Consider the following 18,130-nt stretch of genomic DNA (forward strand, 5'->3'; position numbering starts at 1 on the left):
ATTTAAATAATGAATATAGAAGTTGAATTTATGCTATTTAAGGAATAAAAAAGCCTTCCGAAGAAGGCTTTTTGATGTGAAGTCGCTTATTCAGCTTTTTCACGTGCAATAGCACGGTAACCGATATCACTACGGTATTGCATCCCCGTAAATGTGACTTGGCCACAAACTTCTAAGGCATTGATTTGTGCTTCAAGCACAGTATCACCCAATGCAGTCACACAAAGTACGCGACCACCAGCAGTAATGACATGACCATCTGCGCTCATTGCCGTGCCTGCATGGAAAATCTTGGTGTCTTCTGGAGATTGACCAAGACCTGAAATCACGTCACCTTTACGAACTGTTTCAGGATACCCGCCAGCGGCAAGCACGATGCCGATAGATTTGCGCTCATCCCATTCAGCTTCGCTTGGTAAGTTACCTGCAATACCTGCTTCCACTAAATCCACCAAAGATGATTTTAAGCGCATCATGATTGGTTGAGTTTCAGGATCGCCAAAGCGGCAGTTGAACTCGATCACACGTGGTTGACCTTGCTCATCAATCATCAAGCCAGCATATAAGAAGCCAGTATAAACATGACCATCTGCTGCCATACCATCAACAGTCGGGCGCATCACTTCATTCATGACACGTTCAAATACTTCGGCAGTTACCACAGGAGCAGGAGAGTAAGCACCCATACCACCCGTGTTTGGACCTTGATCACCTTCGAAGATACGTTTATGGTCTTGTGAAGTTGCCATTGGCAAGATGTTATTACCATCAATCATACAGATAAAGCTGGCTTCTTCACCCGCTAGGAACTGTTCGATGACAACACGTGAACCAGCATCGCCAAACTTATTACCTGCAAGCATATCGTCAATTGCAGCAAAAGCTTCTTCGTTGCTCATTGCAACGATTACACCTTTACCAGCAGCTAGACCATCTGCTTTGATCACGATGGGCGCACCGTGGTGTTCAATATAGGCTTTAGCAGCATCAACTTCTGTAAATACATCATAAAAAGCTGTTGGGATGTTATGACGTTTTAAGAAGTGCTTGGCAAATGCTTTAGAGCCTTCAAGCTGCGCAGCGTACTGGGTTGGTCCCCAGATTTTTAGACCTGCTTCACGTGCAGCATCCACCACACCATTCACTAATGGCGCTTCTGGACCCACAATGACCAGAGCAACATCATTTGCCTTAGCAAATTCAATAATGGCTGGATTGTCTAAAATATCGAGCTCAATATTTTTACACTTGTCTTCTGTTGCTGTCCCTGCATTACCCGGTGCAACGAATACTTGAGTGACTTTTGCATCTTGTGCGATTTTCCATGCAAGTGCATGTTCACGGCCACCGCTACCCAAAACTAAAATATTCATTATTAAGTTATTTCCTTTTTCCGTATTTAAGAATATACCTGTTCAGAATAAAAAAGTCCCCCAGAATCTCCCTCAAACCCCGCTTTGAGAAAGAGGGATACATGCTTTTTAGTTTGAGTGAAAAAGTAAGTCCCCCTTCTTATAAAGGGGGATTTAGGGGGATTTGCGTTAGAGACTCAAATCATTTAATGACGGAAGTGACGCATACCTGTGAATACCATAGCGATGCCAGCTTCATCAGCCGCAGCAATGGTTTCTTCATCGCGCATAGAACCACCCGGTTGGATAATGCACTTGATACCAGCTTTGGCCGCATTATCAATACCGTCACGGAATGGGAAGAATGCATCAGAGGCCATGACTGCGCCTTCAACGATTAAGCCAGCATGTTCAGCTTTAATTGCTGCAATACGTGCTGAGTTGACGCGGCTCATTTGACCTGCACCTACACCAATGGTTTGACGGTTTTTGGCATAGACAATTGCATTTGATTTCACATATTTTGCAACTTTCCATGCAAAAATAAGGTCATCAATTTCTTGCTCAGTTGGTGCGCGTTTGGTCACAACTTTAAGATCATCTTTGGTGATCATGCCTAAGTCTTGGTCTTGAACCAATAAGCCGCCATTCACGCGCTTATAGTCAAGTTGTGCTGCACGAGCATCGATTGCTGGAAGCTCACCGCACACGAGCACACGGACATTCTTTTTCGCGCCAGTGATTTCAAGTACACCATCCGCGATGCTCGGTGCAATAATCACTTCAACGAATTGACGATCTACAATCGCTTGCGCAGTTGCTGTATCTAATTCGCGGTTGAATGCAATGATGCCACCGAAGGCAGATTCAGGATCGGTTGCATACGCAAGATCATAAGCAGCTTTAATGCCATCAAGTGAAACCGCAACACCACATGGGTTGGCATGTTTAACGATGACACAGGCAGGTTTTGCAAATGATTTCACGCATTCAAGTGCTGCATCGGTATCCGCAATATTGTTATAAGATAATTCTTTACCTTGTAATTGCTTCGCAGTTGAAACCGACGCTTCTTTTGCGTTTGCTTCAACATAGAAAGCTGCGTTTTGATGAGGGTTTTCACCATAACGTAAATCTTGTGCTTTATTCAGTTGGGTATTGAAAGTACGCGGGAATAAATCAGCCTCGCCTTCAGTTTTACCAACACGTGCGCCTAAATAAGATGCAATCATGCCATCGTATTGTGCAGTGTGCTCATATGCTTTTACAGCTAAGTCGAAACGTGTTTCATAAGACAAGCTACCATTGGCTTTTAATTCAGCCACAACGGTATCGTAGTCAGATGCATTTACAATAATACCCACAGAGGCATGGTTCTTTGCAGCGGCACGAACCATCGTCGGACCACCGATGTCGATATTCTCGATTGCATCTGCAAGTGAACAGTTTGGTTTTGCTACTGTTGCTGCAAATGGATACAGGTTTACAATCACCAGATCAATCGGATCGATGTTGTGTTCTTGCATCACTGCTTCGTCCAGACCACGACGAGCTAAGATGCCTCCATGAATTTTTGGGTGTAGTGTTTTTACACGACCATCCATCATTTCAGGAAAACCTGTATGTTCAGAAACTTCTACTACGGCGATATTGTTGTCTTTAAGCAACTTATATGTACCGCCCGTAGATAAAATTTCTACCCCTAGAGCTGCAAGATTTTGAGCAAATTCAACGATTCCAGTTTTGTCTGAAACAGAGATTAAAGCACGTTTGATAGTCATGATTTTAGTCAACAGTTTGAAGTCTACAGATTAAAAATAAAAGGCAAAAAAAATGCCCACGAGAACGTGAGCATTTTATCAATTATTCACTCATTAAACCGTGAGCTTTTAATTTTTTGCGTAAAGTTCCGCGGTTAAGGCCTAAAATCTCAGCAGCACGTGTTTGATTACCGCGAGTATATTCTAAGACCACAGATAAAAGAGGTTTCTCCATTTCTGCTAAAACCATGTCATAAACTTGAGATGGTTGCTCACCTTGCAATTGTGCAAAATAATGACGAACTGCGCGATCTACATGGATGCGAAGAGCGACATCAGATTGAGCCGTAAAAATAGGAGATTTGCTATTCATGCGTGTTAATCCGAAAAATCAAAATATCACTTGGGTAAAGTGATATAAATGTGGTCTAAAATTAGTGAGTCCTGTTTTAGATCCTAAAACAGTGACTCTAAAACAAAAGGACTATTAGCTTGCCACAAATCCTCGAGTTGTGTAAAAAATAAGCGTAACAATAGTTAAATATTTGTTACCGCCTACTTTTAAAAACAAAAAAACCAACAATGCGCTTATTGGATAGAAGCACAGTTCGTTTAACGATTTTATTGTCTATAAATTACGAGGAGTAAGTGGGTCAAGCATTCGTGGCGCGTATCATACCACTGTCAGCGAAAAAGTGAGCAAATTAACTGCACTTTTTTTTGTTTTTTTGTCACTTTTTTGAGCTTTTAGGGCTGTACAAATTCTAAACTATAGTCATTGAAGCTATTTTTGCTTTTTGGAAGGGTAAATTCGAAGCGAAATGGGCTGTTCGATGGAATGCGTTGAATAGTTTTTAAGCTGTCCACTAAATAGTCTTGTGGTTTTAACATAACGTTAAACACCGCATCATCATTTTGTTTGAGTACCACCTTAATAGAAGGAAGCATGACACTATTCTCGTGATGATTCAGAAGCACACCTGAAAAGACAGTCGCGTCTTTTTCTCCACGTTTAATTTTTACTTTCTCAAAACTGAGATATTTGTATTGGTCATTACTGGTTTTACACGAAAAAATGCCACAAGCATAATTAAAGATCTGATTTAGAGCAGGGCTTTCATGCATCAGTTTCGGGTTGAACCACAAAATTTGAAAAGCAAACACTAGAATCAAAGCAATGTTGCCAAGTCCCCAAAGTGTGTAATACAACCAACCATGTTGTTTATCATTATTCTCATGGTCAATTTGTAAGGCATCTTCGGAAAGATTTAAATTGGGTAGGGCAGTAACTGGTTCGGTATTGAAATAATTAAGGTTATTGAGATAGGTCAATAAATCAATATTTGAATTTTCAATTTTTTGATCGAAGATACTCAAAATTTGCATTTGTTTTTCTGCAAATGAGCTATCTGGTTGAATCGAAGAAAAAAGTGAGCGATTGATCGGTGTCGGAAGCGACTCACTTTCAGATTCTAATAAATTGGTTAATGCGTTAAAGTTAATGACGCATTTGGGGCAACAAACCATACCCTGTGCAACACTGAGTTGTGAAAGGGTCACTTTGTACACAGTTGAACATTTAGGGCAGCGGGTTTGTTTTTCACTCATAAGGAACAATATTCTCAAATTGTTGTTTTACGTTTTCCTGAAATGCGACACCAGTTTTCTTCACGCTTTTCGATCTCTAATATATCAAAAAACTGTGAGTAAACACTAGAAACATCAGCAACTTGCTCTTCGATTACACCAGCAAGTGCGAACTCACCCTCATTTTTTAATAAAGTTGAGAATTCAGGCGCAAGCGCCATTAAAGGTGCCGCTAAAATATTTGCGACAAGGACGTCTGCTTGTTGTGATTTAAATTCTTGATCAAACTCTTCTGGTAATCCTACATAAAGACGATCCAGTACACCATTTAATTCTGCGTTTTGTTTTGTAGCGAGAACGGCTTGTGGGTCAATATCTGTCGCATATACCTTTTTAGCACCAAGTAATAGGGCTGCAACACCTAAAATACCTGAACCACAACCATAGTCGATCACGATCTTATCTTTTACATCTGTTTTACCTAACCATTGTAAGCATAAGAAGGTACTTGCATGGTTGCCTGTACCAAAAGCTAGACCTGGATCAAGCTTAATATTGGTTGCATCGGCTTCAGGTGGTTCTAACCATTCTGGTACGATCCAGTATTTTTCACCAATTTGAATCGGTTCGTAATAATCCATCCAAGCGCGTTCCCAAACTTGGTTTTCCAAGTATTCATGGCGCATAGGAACATCTGGAAGTTGTACTTTTAAGAATGCTTCTAGTGTATCTACATCAATTGGGTCATCTTCTTCTTGTTGGTAAATACCGGTTACGATGACTTTATTCCAAAGTGGTGTTTCCCCTGGTAATGGCTCAAGTAAGGCTTGATCTTCTGCATCATCTAAAGTGACACTTACCGCACCTAAGGATAGGAGTAATGTTTCGGTCAGTTCAACTTGATTTTGATCAACAGTAATATGAATTTGTAGCCAGTTCACAGGAAAACCTAAATAAATGTATTTGTGCTTATTGTAATAGATTAGTGCTTGTTAAAGGGATTATAAAATAGACAGATTACAATTTTAAGATGAAATATCCTACGCTAATCGTATCTATTCTATTGTTTTTATATAAAGAAGGTCATGTTAGACCTTCTTTATCGTATTAATATTTAAGGTGCTGTTTGTTCAACATCAGGTACAGCAGGTGGTGCTGGAGCTACAGGAGGCGCCTCAATCGGTGCACTACTCACTGGTCTAGGCGCTGATTGGGTTTCAGATATGCGACTTTGCGTATCTGCCGCAGTATTTGACGCCGGTGTAGGTGGCTGAAAGGCTAATTTGCCAGCTTCATCTGCTTGACAAGCCCCATTGAAAACAACGCCTTTATATGCAAATGAAACCGGATCACCTTGCTTTTTGCCTTTACAAGCCTGCTGATATTTTTTGGTTTGTTGATCCTGCGTTGTTTTGGTATTTGCATGTGCAGCTACGCTAAAACATAGGCCACAAATAAGAGATGAAAATAAAAGCTTTGTGTTCATATCATTTTCCTAAAGTATTTGTTATGCACTTTTTAGGATAAGAAACTGAACAGATAAAACAGTGGTGTTCCAGTTAATAGTGATGAATCGCTGTGTGAGCTATAAGAGAAAAATGCAACACAAGGTTTCTTTTTGTATATTCTGTAGTCAGAACAGAGGCTTGGAATCGCCAAGAATATTGATGGTTTTTGCCAATTTAATGGAAAACTCCTGTATAATGCTCTGTCATTTTTTGAATACACATTTACCACTATGCACTATCCTAAAGTTTACGACGTTATCGTAATTGGCGGCGGTCACGCTGGTACGGAAGCAGCACTTGCTGCGGCACGTATGGGAAGACAAACATTATTGTTAACGCATAATATTGAGACTTTGGGGCAGATGAGCTGTAACCCAGCGATTGGTGGTATTGGTAAATCACATCTTGTCCGCGAGATCGACGCACTCGGTGGTGCAATGGCACTTGCTGCGGATAAAGGTGGTATTCAATTCCGTATTCTGAATTCTCGTAAAGGTGCGGCTGTGCGTGCAACACGTGCGCAAGCGGACCGTGTACGTTATAAAGCCGCAATTCGCGATACTTTAGAAAATCAAGCGAATCTGGATATTTTCCAGCAAGCGGCAGACGACTTGATTGTTGAAGGCGATACCGTTAAAGGTGTTGTGACCCAAATGGGCATCCGTTTTGATGCTAAAACAGTGGTCCTCACAACAGGTACATTCTTGGGTGGTGTGATTCACGTTGGTCTACAAAATTCAAGTGGTGGTCGGGCAGGTGATCCACCATCGATTGCATTGGCTCATCGTTTGCGTGAGCTTAAATTGCCAGTTGGTCGTTTAAAAACAGGCACACCACCACGTATTGATGCACGCACAGTTGATTTTTCTGTCATGACACCACAACCTGGTGATTTCCCATCACCAGTGATGTCATTTATGGGTGACGCGTCGATGCACCCTGAACAAGTGAACTGTTATATCACGCATACCAGTGAAAAAACCCATGAAATTATTCGTGGTGGCTTAGATCGTTCACCAATGTATACCGGTGTGATCGAAGGTGTCGGTCCGCGTTATTGCCCATCGATTGAAGACAAAATTCATCGTTTTGCTGATAAAGATTCACATCAAGTTTTCTTGGAGCCAGAAGGTTTAGATACACATGAGTTGTATCCAAATGGTATCTCGACTTCTTTACCTTTCGATGTGCAGTTCAATTTAGTGCGTTCAATTCGTGGTATGGAAAATGCGCATATCTTGCGTCCAGGTTATGCGATTGAATATGACTATTTCAATCCACAAGCATTGAAATTCACGCTTGAAACGAAAGCAATTCAAAACTTGTACTTTGCTGGTCAGATCAATGGTACGACAGGTTATGAGGAAGCTGGTGCACAAGGCTTACTTGCTGGTTTGAATGCTGCTCGCCGTGCGTGGGAACAAGAAGAATGGACACCAAAACGTGATCAAGCCTATATGGGCGTATTGGTTGATGACCTGATTACATTGGGTACCAAAGAACCGTATCGTATGTTTACTTCACGTGCGGAATACCGTTTGATGTTACGTGAAGACAATGCGGATCAGCGTTTAACTTCAATTGGTCGTGAACTTGGTCTTGTTGATGATGAGCGTTGGGCTGCATATAGCGAAAAAATGGAAGCAGTTGAGCGTGAAACCTCTCGCTTACAACATTTATGGGCTGCGCCAAACAACCCAATGGGTAAAAAATTCGTTGAAATGACGGGCGCTGATCTCAGTAAAGAATGTAGTGCGATTGATTTGTTGAAACGCCCAAATATCAACTTTGCTCAAATTGCTGAATTAACGGGTTCAGAAGTATCTGAACATGTGGGTGAGCAAATTGAAATTGCGGTGAAATATGAAGGCTATATTAATCGTCAGCATGAAGATGTTGCACAATTAAAGCGTCTTGAAGAAACCAGAATTCCAACTGATTTTGAATATGATGGTATTTCAGGTTTGTCGCGTGAAATTACCTTGAAGTTGAAAACAGTTCGTCCTGAAACCTTAGCACAGGCAAGCCGTATCCCTGGAGTAACACCAGCAGCAGTACAATTGTTGATGATTACGATCCGTAAAAACAATATGGCGAAGAAGTCAGCGTAATTATTGCTGTTTCAATCAAAATTGATGTGAAAAACACCCTTTTTAACAAGGGTGTTTTTTCTTGTGTATCGTCCGATAGACGATATTTGATCGTAGGAGATAGGTGAATGAACAATTGGATAATTTTATTCATTGCTATTACTGCGGAAGTGATCGCAACCTCTGCCTTAAAAAGCAGTGAAGGTTTTACCAAACCTGTTGCTTCTATCGTAGTTGTAGTTGGCTACGTAGTTGCATTTTATTGTTTGTCTTTAACCTTAAAGACAATTCCTGTAGGCGTTGCTTATGCGATTTGGTCTGGTGTTGGAATTGTGTTGATTACCACCGTGGCTTGGTTTGTATTTGACCAAAAGCTGGATGTCTGGGGGATCATTGGGATTGTCTTGATCATGAGTGGTGTACTGATCCTTAATTTACTGTCTAAAACCAGCTCACATTAACTTTCCAATAATAAAAAACCGAGTCATGCATAACTCGGTTTGATTTAATATTCTACTGCAGTGTATTTATAACGCTACCTCAATCCCTTGTTTTAAATTCTGTTGATCAAATTGTGTATTGGCATCAATTTGAGCATAGGCTTTCGGTAATAACCGACGTGCTATGCGATTCACTCTTTTTTCCAACCACTTCGGCATGTTGATCGCCAATGGATTGGTTTCCGTGACCGATACATTGGTCATGACTCGCGTTCCCATAATGTAATCAAACCATGGCTTGGTCACACACCAGTTCGCATTTTGGTTACTGGTCATGTGATGGTCATAATGCCAAGGAATCCGTTTTTTAGCGAACTCTGGATCTAGGTGTGATTTGGCATGTACTTTCCAATAATTCCAAATGCCATAGTACAAGCCCGCGGTAAAGAACGGTGCAATCGGTAGAAAAATGGTGGATGCAGCTGCTAAGCCGATGAGTGCCGATTTTTCATTGTACATCTCAGAATTTTTAAACATCGACTCCGCATAGCCTTCATCATGAAAGCCATTTAAGCGAGCACGTTTGTGATGCGCAATATGGGTAAAGAACGGACTGTTTCTATTTTTGCTTGGAAATTCGTGTAACCAGACTTTGTGGAAATACCACTCCATACCATTTGCGACAAAGACGCCTACTGGAAAACCGATCATGCTTGGATTACCTCGTTTAACATAGATCGGATTTTAAAAAGAGAAGAGTAAAAAGTTTTGACTGATCTGACAGTTTTAAGCTGCCTATCCAATCAATTTAAGTTTGTTTACGTTGTCGATATGCACTTGGGGTCTCACCAGTCCAGCGTTTAAATGCCCTTGAAAATGCTGAGGGCTCAGAAAACCCTGTGAGATAAACAATTTGATCAATACTTTCCTGTGTCTGTGAGAGTAAACGACGCGCAAGACGTTCACGATAATGCGCAATAACCTTTTCATAGCTGGTATTTAACAATTGTAGATCTGCTCTTAAGCTACGAGTGCTACGTCCCAAATACTCAGCAATGATGTTTTGATCAAACTCTCCAGACTCTAATAAACCACTGGCCAAGATTTTTTCGATTTCGTTTATAAGTTGGTGTTTGTTTAATAGCTCAAGTTGTGATGCAGCATGATGTTCATGTACTTTTAATAATTCAGGTTCATGAGCAGCAGAGGGTGTCGTCAATTGTGCTGAATCAAAGCAAATGTAACCATTATCTTGACCGAATTTGACAGGACACCCCCATATTTTCTGGTATTCCTGTTGATCTGCTCCGTCTAGATACGGCAAACCGATTTCAAGTGGTGAAAATGTTTCATCACTAATATATTTAAAGAAATTGAGTAGAATGCCGATTGCGCATTCTAGATAATGTCGAACAGGATGATTTAGACCTGAAATATAAGTAGTATTATCTTCTTTGATTTTTAATTCAAAAGACATGGCGTCAGTGAGTAAGGCCTGATATCGAATGGTTCGTTTGAGGCCTTCCCCAAATGTTGCACTACTCAGAAAAAGATATTCAATCACTTGTCCGCGAAAGGGTGGGACATTGTGACCAACATGTAAACCAATATCGGGATCATCACTAATTTGTTGTGCGGCTTGCCAAAAGCGTTGCTGTGTGGCGTTGTCACGACGTACGAATTTATCAGGTGGCTGATCAGGTAAATGAACACGGGCAAATATGGCAGCGGCATCTAAATTCATTTTTTGCATGGTTTGATAAACCATCCATAAAAAGATGCCTGCATCACTGGTTTTTTTTGAAGTCATAAAACAAGGTAAGTACGAGTTTTAAAACAATATACGCTGTTATTTTTAAGATAGAAATGGATTGCAACTAAATCAAAAAGGGGAAAGGTACTTATACGCTGATAAGTACCTTGATCAAAAGGCTTATTCAGTCACTTCAACGGTCACGCTGTATGTATAAGATTGAGCGATCGGTTGTTTGGTGTTGTCGGTATTCGCTTCAGGATAAGCAGTGGTAATGAGATAAATACCTGCTTCATTGAATTTCACTTCAACTTCACCTTTGGCGTCAGTTTTGACATGCGGTTGATCACGTTTTGCATTGGGTTGGTAACTGCTGGCACCTTTAAACACATCAACTTCTAAATTTGGAACAGGTTTACCATCCATGAGCACCTGTGCTTTAAAGGATTCGCCAGCATATAGCTCGTTTGGATGGGTGATAAATTTGAATTCAAAACCTTTATTGGTCACTGTAGGTACAGCACTTGGTTTACCCTTAGTGATAAAACTTTCAGCAATATAAGTGTTGATGGTTTGAGCCGTTTTTGCATTTGCAGGAATTTGGTCTTCAGCAATAAAACGAGGTGGTTGATTTGCTGGTGTTTGAGGTGCTTTTTGCTCTGCATTATTACCTTGTGGCGGCATCGGGTTTGCATTCGCAGGGCGTTGAGGGCGAACACGTAACCAACGACCATCAATCAATGCATATTTCGTTGGGTTGCCAGTCGCATTTTGCGTGCGAAGGCGATAGGTGCCATCCGTGGTTAAATTGACTTCAGCGATATTGAATTTTTTTAATTCTGCTGCTGCTTTAATGATCTCAGTTTTTCCTTCTGGCGTCGTAACCTGATAATCTGTTTTAAAGTTACGGCTTGGAACAAAGAATTTTTCTACAGTGATTCCACTTTGAAAGCTGACGTTATCTGCTTTGCTGTCGAATACTTCTGGCAATAAAAAAGGGCTTGCTGTGTGAGCAAAACTGAATGTTGGTAGTGCAGAAAATAAGGCAACAGTAAGCAGATGGCGCATGAAGAATTCCTTAAAAGAGAAATAAACAAAAATGCAAAAGAATTGCTACAATCTACTTGATAACGAGTATCAGTTGCAATATTATTTCGATAAATTTTTAATCGTTTTTAAGCCATTAGACATCTAAAGATGAACACGTTATTTTTCTCCCTATGTGTATCTCAAATGAATGTAATGTTTTTGATTTTATTGAAAATAAAATGATTTCACTTTCATGTTCTTTTGGCTGTAATTCAAGCGTGAGACCAAGCCATTTGCTTTTATAAAGTGCATGTTTTGGCTTAGGTAAATCTGAGAAAAGGAACCTTAACGATGTCATCAACGCAACAAGTTTTTCGTCCAATTCACATCATATTTCGTTTATCACCGTTGATGGCAGCAATTGCTGTATTTATGTCGCCAATTACCGTAGCACAGGCCAATGAAAGCAGTGTTAAAGATTCTCAGATATTACAGGCTCCAATTCAGACGCCAAGCTATAGTTTTCATCAAGATCATATTTTAGGAACTTCTTTAGATGTTGTTGTAACCACTGCACATCAAAAAGATGCAGAAAAGGCATTACAGGCAATTCAGAACGAAGTAGCACGATTGGACAAGATTTTATCGGTGTGGCGTGATGACAGCGAAATCAGTCAACTCAATCGTGAACAACAGATTGTGGCTTCCCCTGAGCTGTATGAAGTGATTGCTGCTTGTGAGCAGTGGCGCAGTGCAACCTGTGGAGGTTTTGATGCACGTTTAGGTCAGCTTATTCAGCTTTGGGAAAACAGCAATCACGTGCAAAGCCTGGATGATCAAACCCAAGAAGCTTTATTACGCCAGTTAAAGACACAGAGTATTGAGTTAAATCCAAAAACCAAACAGATTAAGCTTGATTCAGCTGTCAAAATTGCACCAGATGCATACGCAAAAGGCTATGTAATTGATCGTGCCCTGATTGCCGCTAAACAAGCCGTGCCGCATTTACAGGGGATTTTGATCGATATTGGTGGTGATATGCGAGTGTGGGGTCAATCACCACAACAAGCGGGCTGGAAAATTGGTATTCAAGATCCGAATGAACGCTTTGATAATACAGCACCAACACTAGTTTTAAATATTAAAGATCAAGCTGTTGCTTTTAGTGGTCAAGGTTACCGTTCATTGGCGGGTCAATCGCATTTGCTCAATCCGCAAACAGGTATGCCAATTCAAACCGTTGAGCAATGTGTCGTCGTTGGGCAGTGTGCTGCAGATGCAGATGCTTTGGCAACGGCTTTAACTGCAATGTCGCCTTATGAAGGCATGCAGCTGATTGAACAATTGGTTGGTTTTGAAGCCCAGTTGGTTGCGAGTGATGGCAGCAGTTATCAAAGTTCAGGTTGGTCTACGCTTTTAGATGCCAATCAGCCTGCGATCATGCGACATGTGGCTGCAAATGGTGCAGCAACGGCTTGGCCTAAAGGTTATCAGGCTCAAATTGAAGTGAATATTCCAAAACTTGCTGTCGATAATTATCGTGCACCTTATGTGTCCGTTTGGGTGACTGACAGCGATAAAAAATTAGTTCGCACGCTTGCAGTTTGGGGCAAAGATGAGAAGTGGCTGAACTCAAATTATGTATGGTGGCGTCGTTATGGCCGCCAAATGCCAAATTTAGATGCAGTGGCTAAGCCATCACGTCAACCAGGACAGTATCGTTTGGCTTGGGATGGTAAAGATGAAGCAGGCAAAGCTGTGGATGCAGGTAAATATTTAATTCATATTGAAACCTCTCGCGAGCATGGCGATCATTCTTATCAAAGCTTTGAGTTAGAGGTTGGCCCTAAGCCTGTAACAAAAACACTTCCTGCACAGGCCGAGATTGGTACGCTGAAATTAAACTTCCAACGTGGTGCTTAATTACAAGCCCTACTTATTTACGAGGCTTATCTCTTGTATCAACGTCGTGATTTTTACCGCCATGCACGCTATGTGCATGGCTGGCTCTCTGCATTTGCTTTCATCGCACTGATTTTTTTTGCTGCAACTGGGCTATTTCTGAATAATCCTGATTGGTTTAAATCATCTAATGATGAGCAAATAACGAAAATTACGTTGCCACCAGCCTTTGTGAGTGCAATTCAGAAACAAGAAAATCCAAGTCAGGTGATTCTGGATTTTGTTCGTGACAAGCATTCATTGATTGGGCGCTATAAAAGTAGTGAAGTGATGGATGGGGAGGTGATGATTCGTTTGGAGAGTCCAGCAGGTTCAACAGATCTTTGGGTACTGATGGATCAAGGTGAAGTTGAAATTACCCAAAAACCAGCAACCACTGTGTCTTTATTGAATGATTTGCATCGTGGTAAGAATGTCGGTGCAACATGGCATTGGTTAATTGATATCAGTGCGATCATCATCATTTTATTGTCCCTCGCTGGCTATATTTTATTTCTCACTATTAAAACCCGCTTAATTACGCATTTGCTGCTCACAGCAGGCAGTCTAGCGGCAATTATTTTACTCATTTGGTTTGCCATTTAAGGTGACATCATGACTCAGGCTGTGCTGATGGTTATTGCTATATTGGCAATATTATTGAGTCTGCATCTTTTTGTCATTGCGTGGCTATATTTGCAGCAAAGAAATTCAAAATCATCGCTACAATCGCATCCCTCTTATTTGGTGGTCTATGCCAGTCAGTCTGGACATGCTGAAATCTGGGCGAGGCATACCGCTGAACAATTACGTTTAGTTGATGATCAGATTGTGGTTAGGAATATTCAAGATCTGAGTATTAATGATTTAACTGAACAACAGCGAATTTTATGGGTGGTCAGTACCTATGGTGAAGGGGATGCACCTGATAGTGCACAATCCTTTGTGAATAAAGCTTTTACTCAAGGCTTAGATTTATCCCATTTATCTTTTGCAATATTGGCATTGGGAGACCGACGCTATGCTAACTTTTGTCAGTTCGGGCAGCGATTAGAACAATGGTTAGTTCAACAACAGGCACAAGCTCTATTTGATACAGTTTTGGTAGACCAGCTGAATAGCCGTGATTTGGAACAATGGTTGAGTAGTTTAGAGCAACTGACCTCGATGCAATTCAGTGATTTAACCCATTCTGAGCAGATGCTGCAATTAAAGTTTGCACATCGGCAGTGTTTAAATAAAGGCAGTATTGGCGAACCTATTTATAAAGTTCAATTGATTGGTGATGAAGATTTGGTCTGGTCATCAGGTGATATTTTAGAGATCCAATGCGAAAACAATCTGGATGATATTGAGGCGTTTTTGCAATCTCAACAACAACAGATTACTTCTGAGTTGACCACTCAATTAAACACCCTGAATTTAAGAAAATTGCCAACCAAAGCAGAGCAATCTTTTGAGCAGTGGATGGCACAATTTGAGTACTTACCCAAACGTGAATATTCCATTGCAAGCTTGGCTGAAAATGGTTTTATCGAGTTAGTTGTCAGGCAGCAACATACGGAAACAGGTCTGGGTTTAGGTTCTGGCTGGCTGACACAAGGCTTGCAGCAAGACCAAATTTTACAGGCTCATATTCGTCATAATCCAAGTTTCCATTTGCCGTATGATGCAAGGCCTTTGATCTTGATTGGAAATGGTACGGGGATTGCGGGTTTACTGGCACATTTACGCCAGAGAGAGCATTGGGGTTATAAGCAAAACTGGTTGATTTTTGGTGAAAGACAGCAGCAATTTGATCATCTTTATCAGACGGAAATTCACTATTGGCAGCAACATGGTTTTCTCGATCAAGTCGATTATGCATTTTCGCGTGACCAAGCTGAGAAAATCTATGTACAAGACTGTTTAAAAGCTCAATCCGCTCGATTACAGACTTGGGTTGCACAGGGTGCAGCAATTTATGTCTGTGGTAGCCTCAAGGGAATGGCGGGTGGCGTTGATCAGGCATTAAAAGAGGTTTTAGGGCTTGATTTGGTGGAGCAACTCAAACAGGAACAACGCTACCAGCGAGATGTTTATTAATCGGATTCAGCTAAAACCAGTGCTTTAATTTTGCTGGCTTTTTCAAAGTGATCCAGTCGATGTTCCATGATCCACCATTCAGCAGCCTCCATGAGAAGTTCAGGATTATCATTTTTATTGGCGAAGAAAGCATAAAATGAAAGTCCTACATTGCTGCCTTTTTTGGCGATTTTTTCATTGCAGACATGGATGATTTTTGCTTTTAATTCGGTTTTCATCTTGTTTTAAGTAGCTAATTAGAATTGGGTGCAGATCATAGCACCCTAAACATACGCGAGTGCCATCATTTAGTTTTAATATTTGTTTTTGAAATTAAAAAAGTCAGCTTGAGATAAGCTGACTCTTGATGCTTCAATCATTTAAAAGCGTTAGAAAATTAGAATTTTTTCTCAAGGCTAAACTGTAATGAAGGAATACTTTCATTGGTTCTCGCCTGATATAAGCTGCCATCCGTTTGGTTGGTAAGGCGCTCTTTATAGTTGGTACTCAAAATGTTATTTAGATTAAGACTCGCTGCCCAACCATGTGTAAAGCGTTTAGTTGCACTTAAATCTAAACTAAAACGCTCATTGGTGGTGCGATCATAAGGTTGGCCATCTAAAGCACGGGTAAATTCAGGTGTGTAACTGACGTTTATACTGGTCGATAGTTGCCAAGGCTTGTAACTATAAGACATACCAGCACTGGCATTATAAGGGGCAACATCACTGACCAAACGTTCATTATGTTGTCCATCTTCAATCTTGGCACGAATCGTTGACACTTGCCCGTTGAGCATAAATGCATGTCCAGCTTCTGTTTGTTTGAGTGCGTAGCGTCCTGAGAATTCAACACCATAAGTGGTCGCTTGATCTTGGTTTTGTGGACGTTCTACATAACGTGAGCCTTCAAGTGCAATGACTTTTTCAATGTAGTCTTTAATTTCGCGATGATACGCTGTAACACTCACTCCACCACTCGCAGAGTCATAGGCGAGGGTCGATTCAGCAGCACGGATTTTTTCAGGCTTTAGGTTTGGATTACCACCGCGATCAGGATTATTCAAGCTCCCAGCATCACTATCTGTAGAGACAGTCACATTCGGAATCAGCCGATCGGTATTCGGGCTCTTAAAAGCTTGGCTCAAGTTGGTTTGAATTGACCATTGCTCAGTCAGGTCAAAGCGATAGGCCAAAACAGGACTTAAATGTTGATCTTGATAATCAACCAAGCCTGAACGATTCAGCCATTCCTGACGCGCACCTAAAGTCACTGTTTGGCGGTCTGTAAAACGCCAGCTACCCTCACCATAAACAGCATAGCGTTGTTCATCGAGGCTTTTGCTCACATTGCTATCGAGTTCGTTGCTGCGGGTATCAAAACCAAATTTAATTTGACGGTCTTTATCTAATTTACGAACGCCATCATAGGCAAGACCGTACTCATTTACTGTTTCATCGGTATAAATTGTATTTTGTGGCGAGCGCGTGAGCTGGGTTTCCGTTTGACGTTCGACAGATAGGCGGATTTTATCACTCAGGTCTTTGTCCTTACGCTCATAACGCGTATTTAAGCGAATACTATCGTTCTTATCATCTTGAGTTTGATTGGTTGAATAACCATCCATTTTGATATTGCGATAGAACAATTCTGCAATCAACTTTTGCTGATCATCGAGATCGTATTGCAAACGTGGTGAAAACATTTGCATGGTGCGGTTGGTGGTACGAAGTTGTTCGCGTGTTCCTGTTGCGGTTTCAGTTTTGGTAATCGAAGTATTATCCATCCACATTTGATTGGCTGAAATGCTATATGACCACTGGTTTTCACGACCATCTGCTTGAATGTTGATTTGCTTGCGTTCAGATTGTTGTTCACCACTATCACGTAAGCCATAGCCAAGTTTCACTGAGCCATTTAAACGGGTATCCAGAGGTTCTTTTAAAATAATATTGATCACCGCTGATGATGCAACAGAAGCTTGAGCAACACTCGGTTGTTTGACCACTTCAATACGTTCAATCATTTCAGGGCTAATGGTGTCAATGACTGACATACCACCGCGTGGGCCACCTTGCACAGGCTCGCCATTGACTAAAAATGTTGGCGCACCACCACCACGGAAACGCATGCCTGAAGCACCACCACCACCGCGTGGGCCTTGGCCAAAAGCAGGGATTTGAAAGCCAGCAGCACGTCGTAAAGCATCCATCACAGACTGGTCGCCATATTGCAGCATTTCTTCTTGGGTAATGATGGTTTTAGGGACAGCACTAATATCATCATCTTTTGCTTTTTTTGGTTCGGCTGAAGCCTTGAATGAAAGGGTAGGTAAAACCTGGGGACTTGACTCGGATACTGTGGGTGCGGAACTCTCAGTAACGGGTTCGGCAGCAAACATTGAAGCACTTATACTGAGTAAGGCTGAACTAAGCACACTCAGTTTTCCACAATAAACAGCATATTTCATCCTAGACCCCCAAAAAATGATCAAATTATTTTCTGTGTAGCCTAATGTACAATTGTGTAGAAAAATGGAATTTAGTGCCGATAACTCAAAGATTTAAAAATATTTTTATCATCAATAAGCTTGATAGGGAAAATAG

Annotated in this window: 16 protein-coding genes; 5 read left to right on the top strand and 11 right to left on the bottom strand. The window is 41.1% G+C overall.

Annotated features, from left to right (window positions below; all coding sequences use genetic code 11):
- Positions 1 to 86: 86 nt before the first annotated feature.
- From purD to NDN11_RS06350, 6 genes are all read right to left on the bottom strand, one after another.
- Positions 87 to 1,373: a phosphoribosylamine--glycine ligase gene (purD, locus tag NDN11_RS06325; protein WP_251111112.1), complete on the bottom strand. Its 1,287-nt coding sequence runs from the start codon at positions 1,371 to 1,373 to the stop codon at positions 87 to 89.
- Positions 1,374 to 1,558: 185 nt separating this feature from the next.
- Positions 1,559 to 3,133, bottom strand: coding sequence for a bifunctional phosphoribosylaminoimidazolecarboxamide formyltransferase/IMP cyclohydrolase (gene purH, locus NDN11_RS06330; RefSeq protein ID WP_251111113.1), 1,575 nt, complete (start codon positions 3,131 to 3,133; stop codon positions 1,559 to 1,561).
- An 82-nt stretch (positions 3,134 to 3,215) separates the two neighbouring features.
- Positions 3,216 to 3,485 (bottom strand): DNA-binding transcriptional regulator Fis, encoded by a 270-nt coding sequence (gene fis, locus NDN11_RS06335; RefSeq protein ID WP_001086304.1) that lies wholly within the window; start codon positions 3,483 to 3,485, stop codon positions 3,216 to 3,218.
- A gap of 374 nt (positions 3,486 to 3,859) precedes the next feature.
- Entirely contained in the window at positions 3,860 to 4,720 is an 861-nt protein-coding gene (locus NDN11_RS06340) for a DUF3426 domain-containing protein (RefSeq protein ID WP_251111114.1), read from the bottom strand.
- Between the two features lie 14 nt (positions 4,721 to 4,734).
- Entirely contained in the window at positions 4,735 to 5,640 is a 906-nt protein-coding gene (prmA, locus tag NDN11_RS06345; RefSeq protein ID WP_167248293.1) for a 50S ribosomal protein L11 methyltransferase, read from the bottom strand.
- A 173-nt stretch (positions 5,641 to 5,813) separates the two neighbouring features.
- A complete protein-coding gene (locus NDN11_RS06350; protein ID WP_251111115.1) occupies positions 5,814 to 6,185 on the bottom strand; it encodes a hypothetical protein in 372 nt (123 codons plus the stop codon).
- Between the two features lie 252 nt (positions 6,186 to 6,437).
- Between NDN11_RS06350 and mnmG the strand changes: the two genes are divergently transcribed.
- Together mnmG and NDN11_RS06360 are read left to right on the top strand one after the other, a co-directional pair.
- Positions 6,438 to 8,318, top strand: a complete 1,881-nt coding sequence (mnmG, locus tag NDN11_RS06355) for a tRNA uridine-5-carboxymethylaminomethyl(34) synthesis enzyme MnmG (RefSeq protein ID WP_251111116.1) — start codon at positions 6,438 to 6,440, stop codon at positions 8,316 to 8,318.
- 107 nt (positions 8,319 to 8,425) lie between these two features.
- Positions 8,426 to 8,758, top strand: a complete 333-nt coding sequence (locus tag NDN11_RS06360) for a DMT family transporter (RefSeq protein WP_167248296.1) — start codon at positions 8,426 to 8,428, stop codon at positions 8,756 to 8,758.
- 66 nt (positions 8,759 to 8,824) lie between these two features.
- Here the strand turns inward: NDN11_RS06360 and NDN11_RS06365 are convergent, their stop codons facing one another.
- The 3 genes from NDN11_RS06365 to NDN11_RS06375 form a co-directional block, all read right to left on the bottom strand.
- On the bottom strand, positions 8,825 to 9,448 hold the full coding sequence (locus tag NDN11_RS06365) for a sterol desaturase family protein (protein WP_251111117.1): 624 nt from the start codon (positions 9,446 to 9,448) through the stop codon (positions 8,825 to 8,827).
- Positions 9,449 to 9,545: 97 nt separating this feature from the next.
- Positions 9,546 to 10,547, bottom strand: coding sequence for an AraC family transcriptional regulator (locus tag NDN11_RS06370; protein ID WP_251111118.1), 1,002 nt, complete (start codon positions 10,545 to 10,547; stop codon positions 9,546 to 9,548).
- A 123-nt stretch (positions 10,548 to 10,670) separates the two neighbouring features.
- On the bottom strand, positions 10,671 to 11,558 hold the full coding sequence (locus NDN11_RS06375) for a DUF4198 domain-containing protein (RefSeq protein WP_251111119.1): 888 nt from the start codon (positions 11,556 to 11,558) through the stop codon (positions 10,671 to 10,673).
- A gap of 312 nt (positions 11,559 to 11,870) precedes the next feature.
- Here NDN11_RS06375 and NDN11_RS06380 point away from each other — a divergent pair, with 312 nt between their 5' ends.
- Genes NDN11_RS06380 through NDN11_RS06390 form a run of 3 tightly spaced genes read left to right on the top strand, consistent with a single transcriptional unit; the run spans position 11,871 to position 15,545 of the window.
- Positions 11,871 to 13,442, top strand: a complete 1,572-nt coding sequence (locus NDN11_RS06380) for a DUF2271 domain-containing protein (RefSeq protein WP_251111120.1) — start codon at positions 11,871 to 11,873, stop codon at positions 13,440 to 13,442.
- Between the two features lie 33 nt (positions 13,443 to 13,475).
- Positions 13,476 to 14,066: a PepSY-associated TM helix domain-containing protein gene (locus NDN11_RS06385; RefSeq protein WP_251111121.1), complete on the top strand. Its 591-nt coding sequence runs from the start codon at positions 13,476 to 13,478 to the stop codon at positions 14,064 to 14,066.
- A gap of 9 nt (positions 14,067 to 14,075) precedes the next feature.
- A complete protein-coding gene (locus NDN11_RS06390) occupies positions 14,076 to 15,545 on the top strand; it encodes a sulfite reductase subunit alpha (protein WP_251111122.1) in 1,470 nt (489 codons plus the stop codon).
- Here the strand turns inward: NDN11_RS06390 and NDN11_RS06395 are convergent.
- Positions 15,542 to 15,763, bottom strand: coding sequence for a DUF6500 family protein (locus tag NDN11_RS06395; protein ID WP_251111123.1), 222 nt, complete (start codon positions 15,761 to 15,763; stop codon positions 15,542 to 15,544). The two genes, NDN11_RS06390 and NDN11_RS06395, sit on opposite strands and share 4 nt — an antisense overlap.
- Positions 15,764 to 15,921: 158 nt before the next feature.
- Positions 15,922 to 17,994, bottom strand: coding sequence for a TonB-dependent receptor plug domain-containing protein (locus NDN11_RS06400; RefSeq protein ID WP_251111124.1), 2,073 nt, complete (start codon positions 17,992 to 17,994; stop codon positions 15,922 to 15,924).
- Positions 17,995 to 18,130 lie beyond the last annotated feature (136 nt).

This window comes from Acinetobacter sp. C26M (assembly GCF_023702675.1).
Classification (GTDB): domain Bacteria; phylum Pseudomonadota; class Gammaproteobacteria; order Pseudomonadales; family Moraxellaceae; genus Acinetobacter.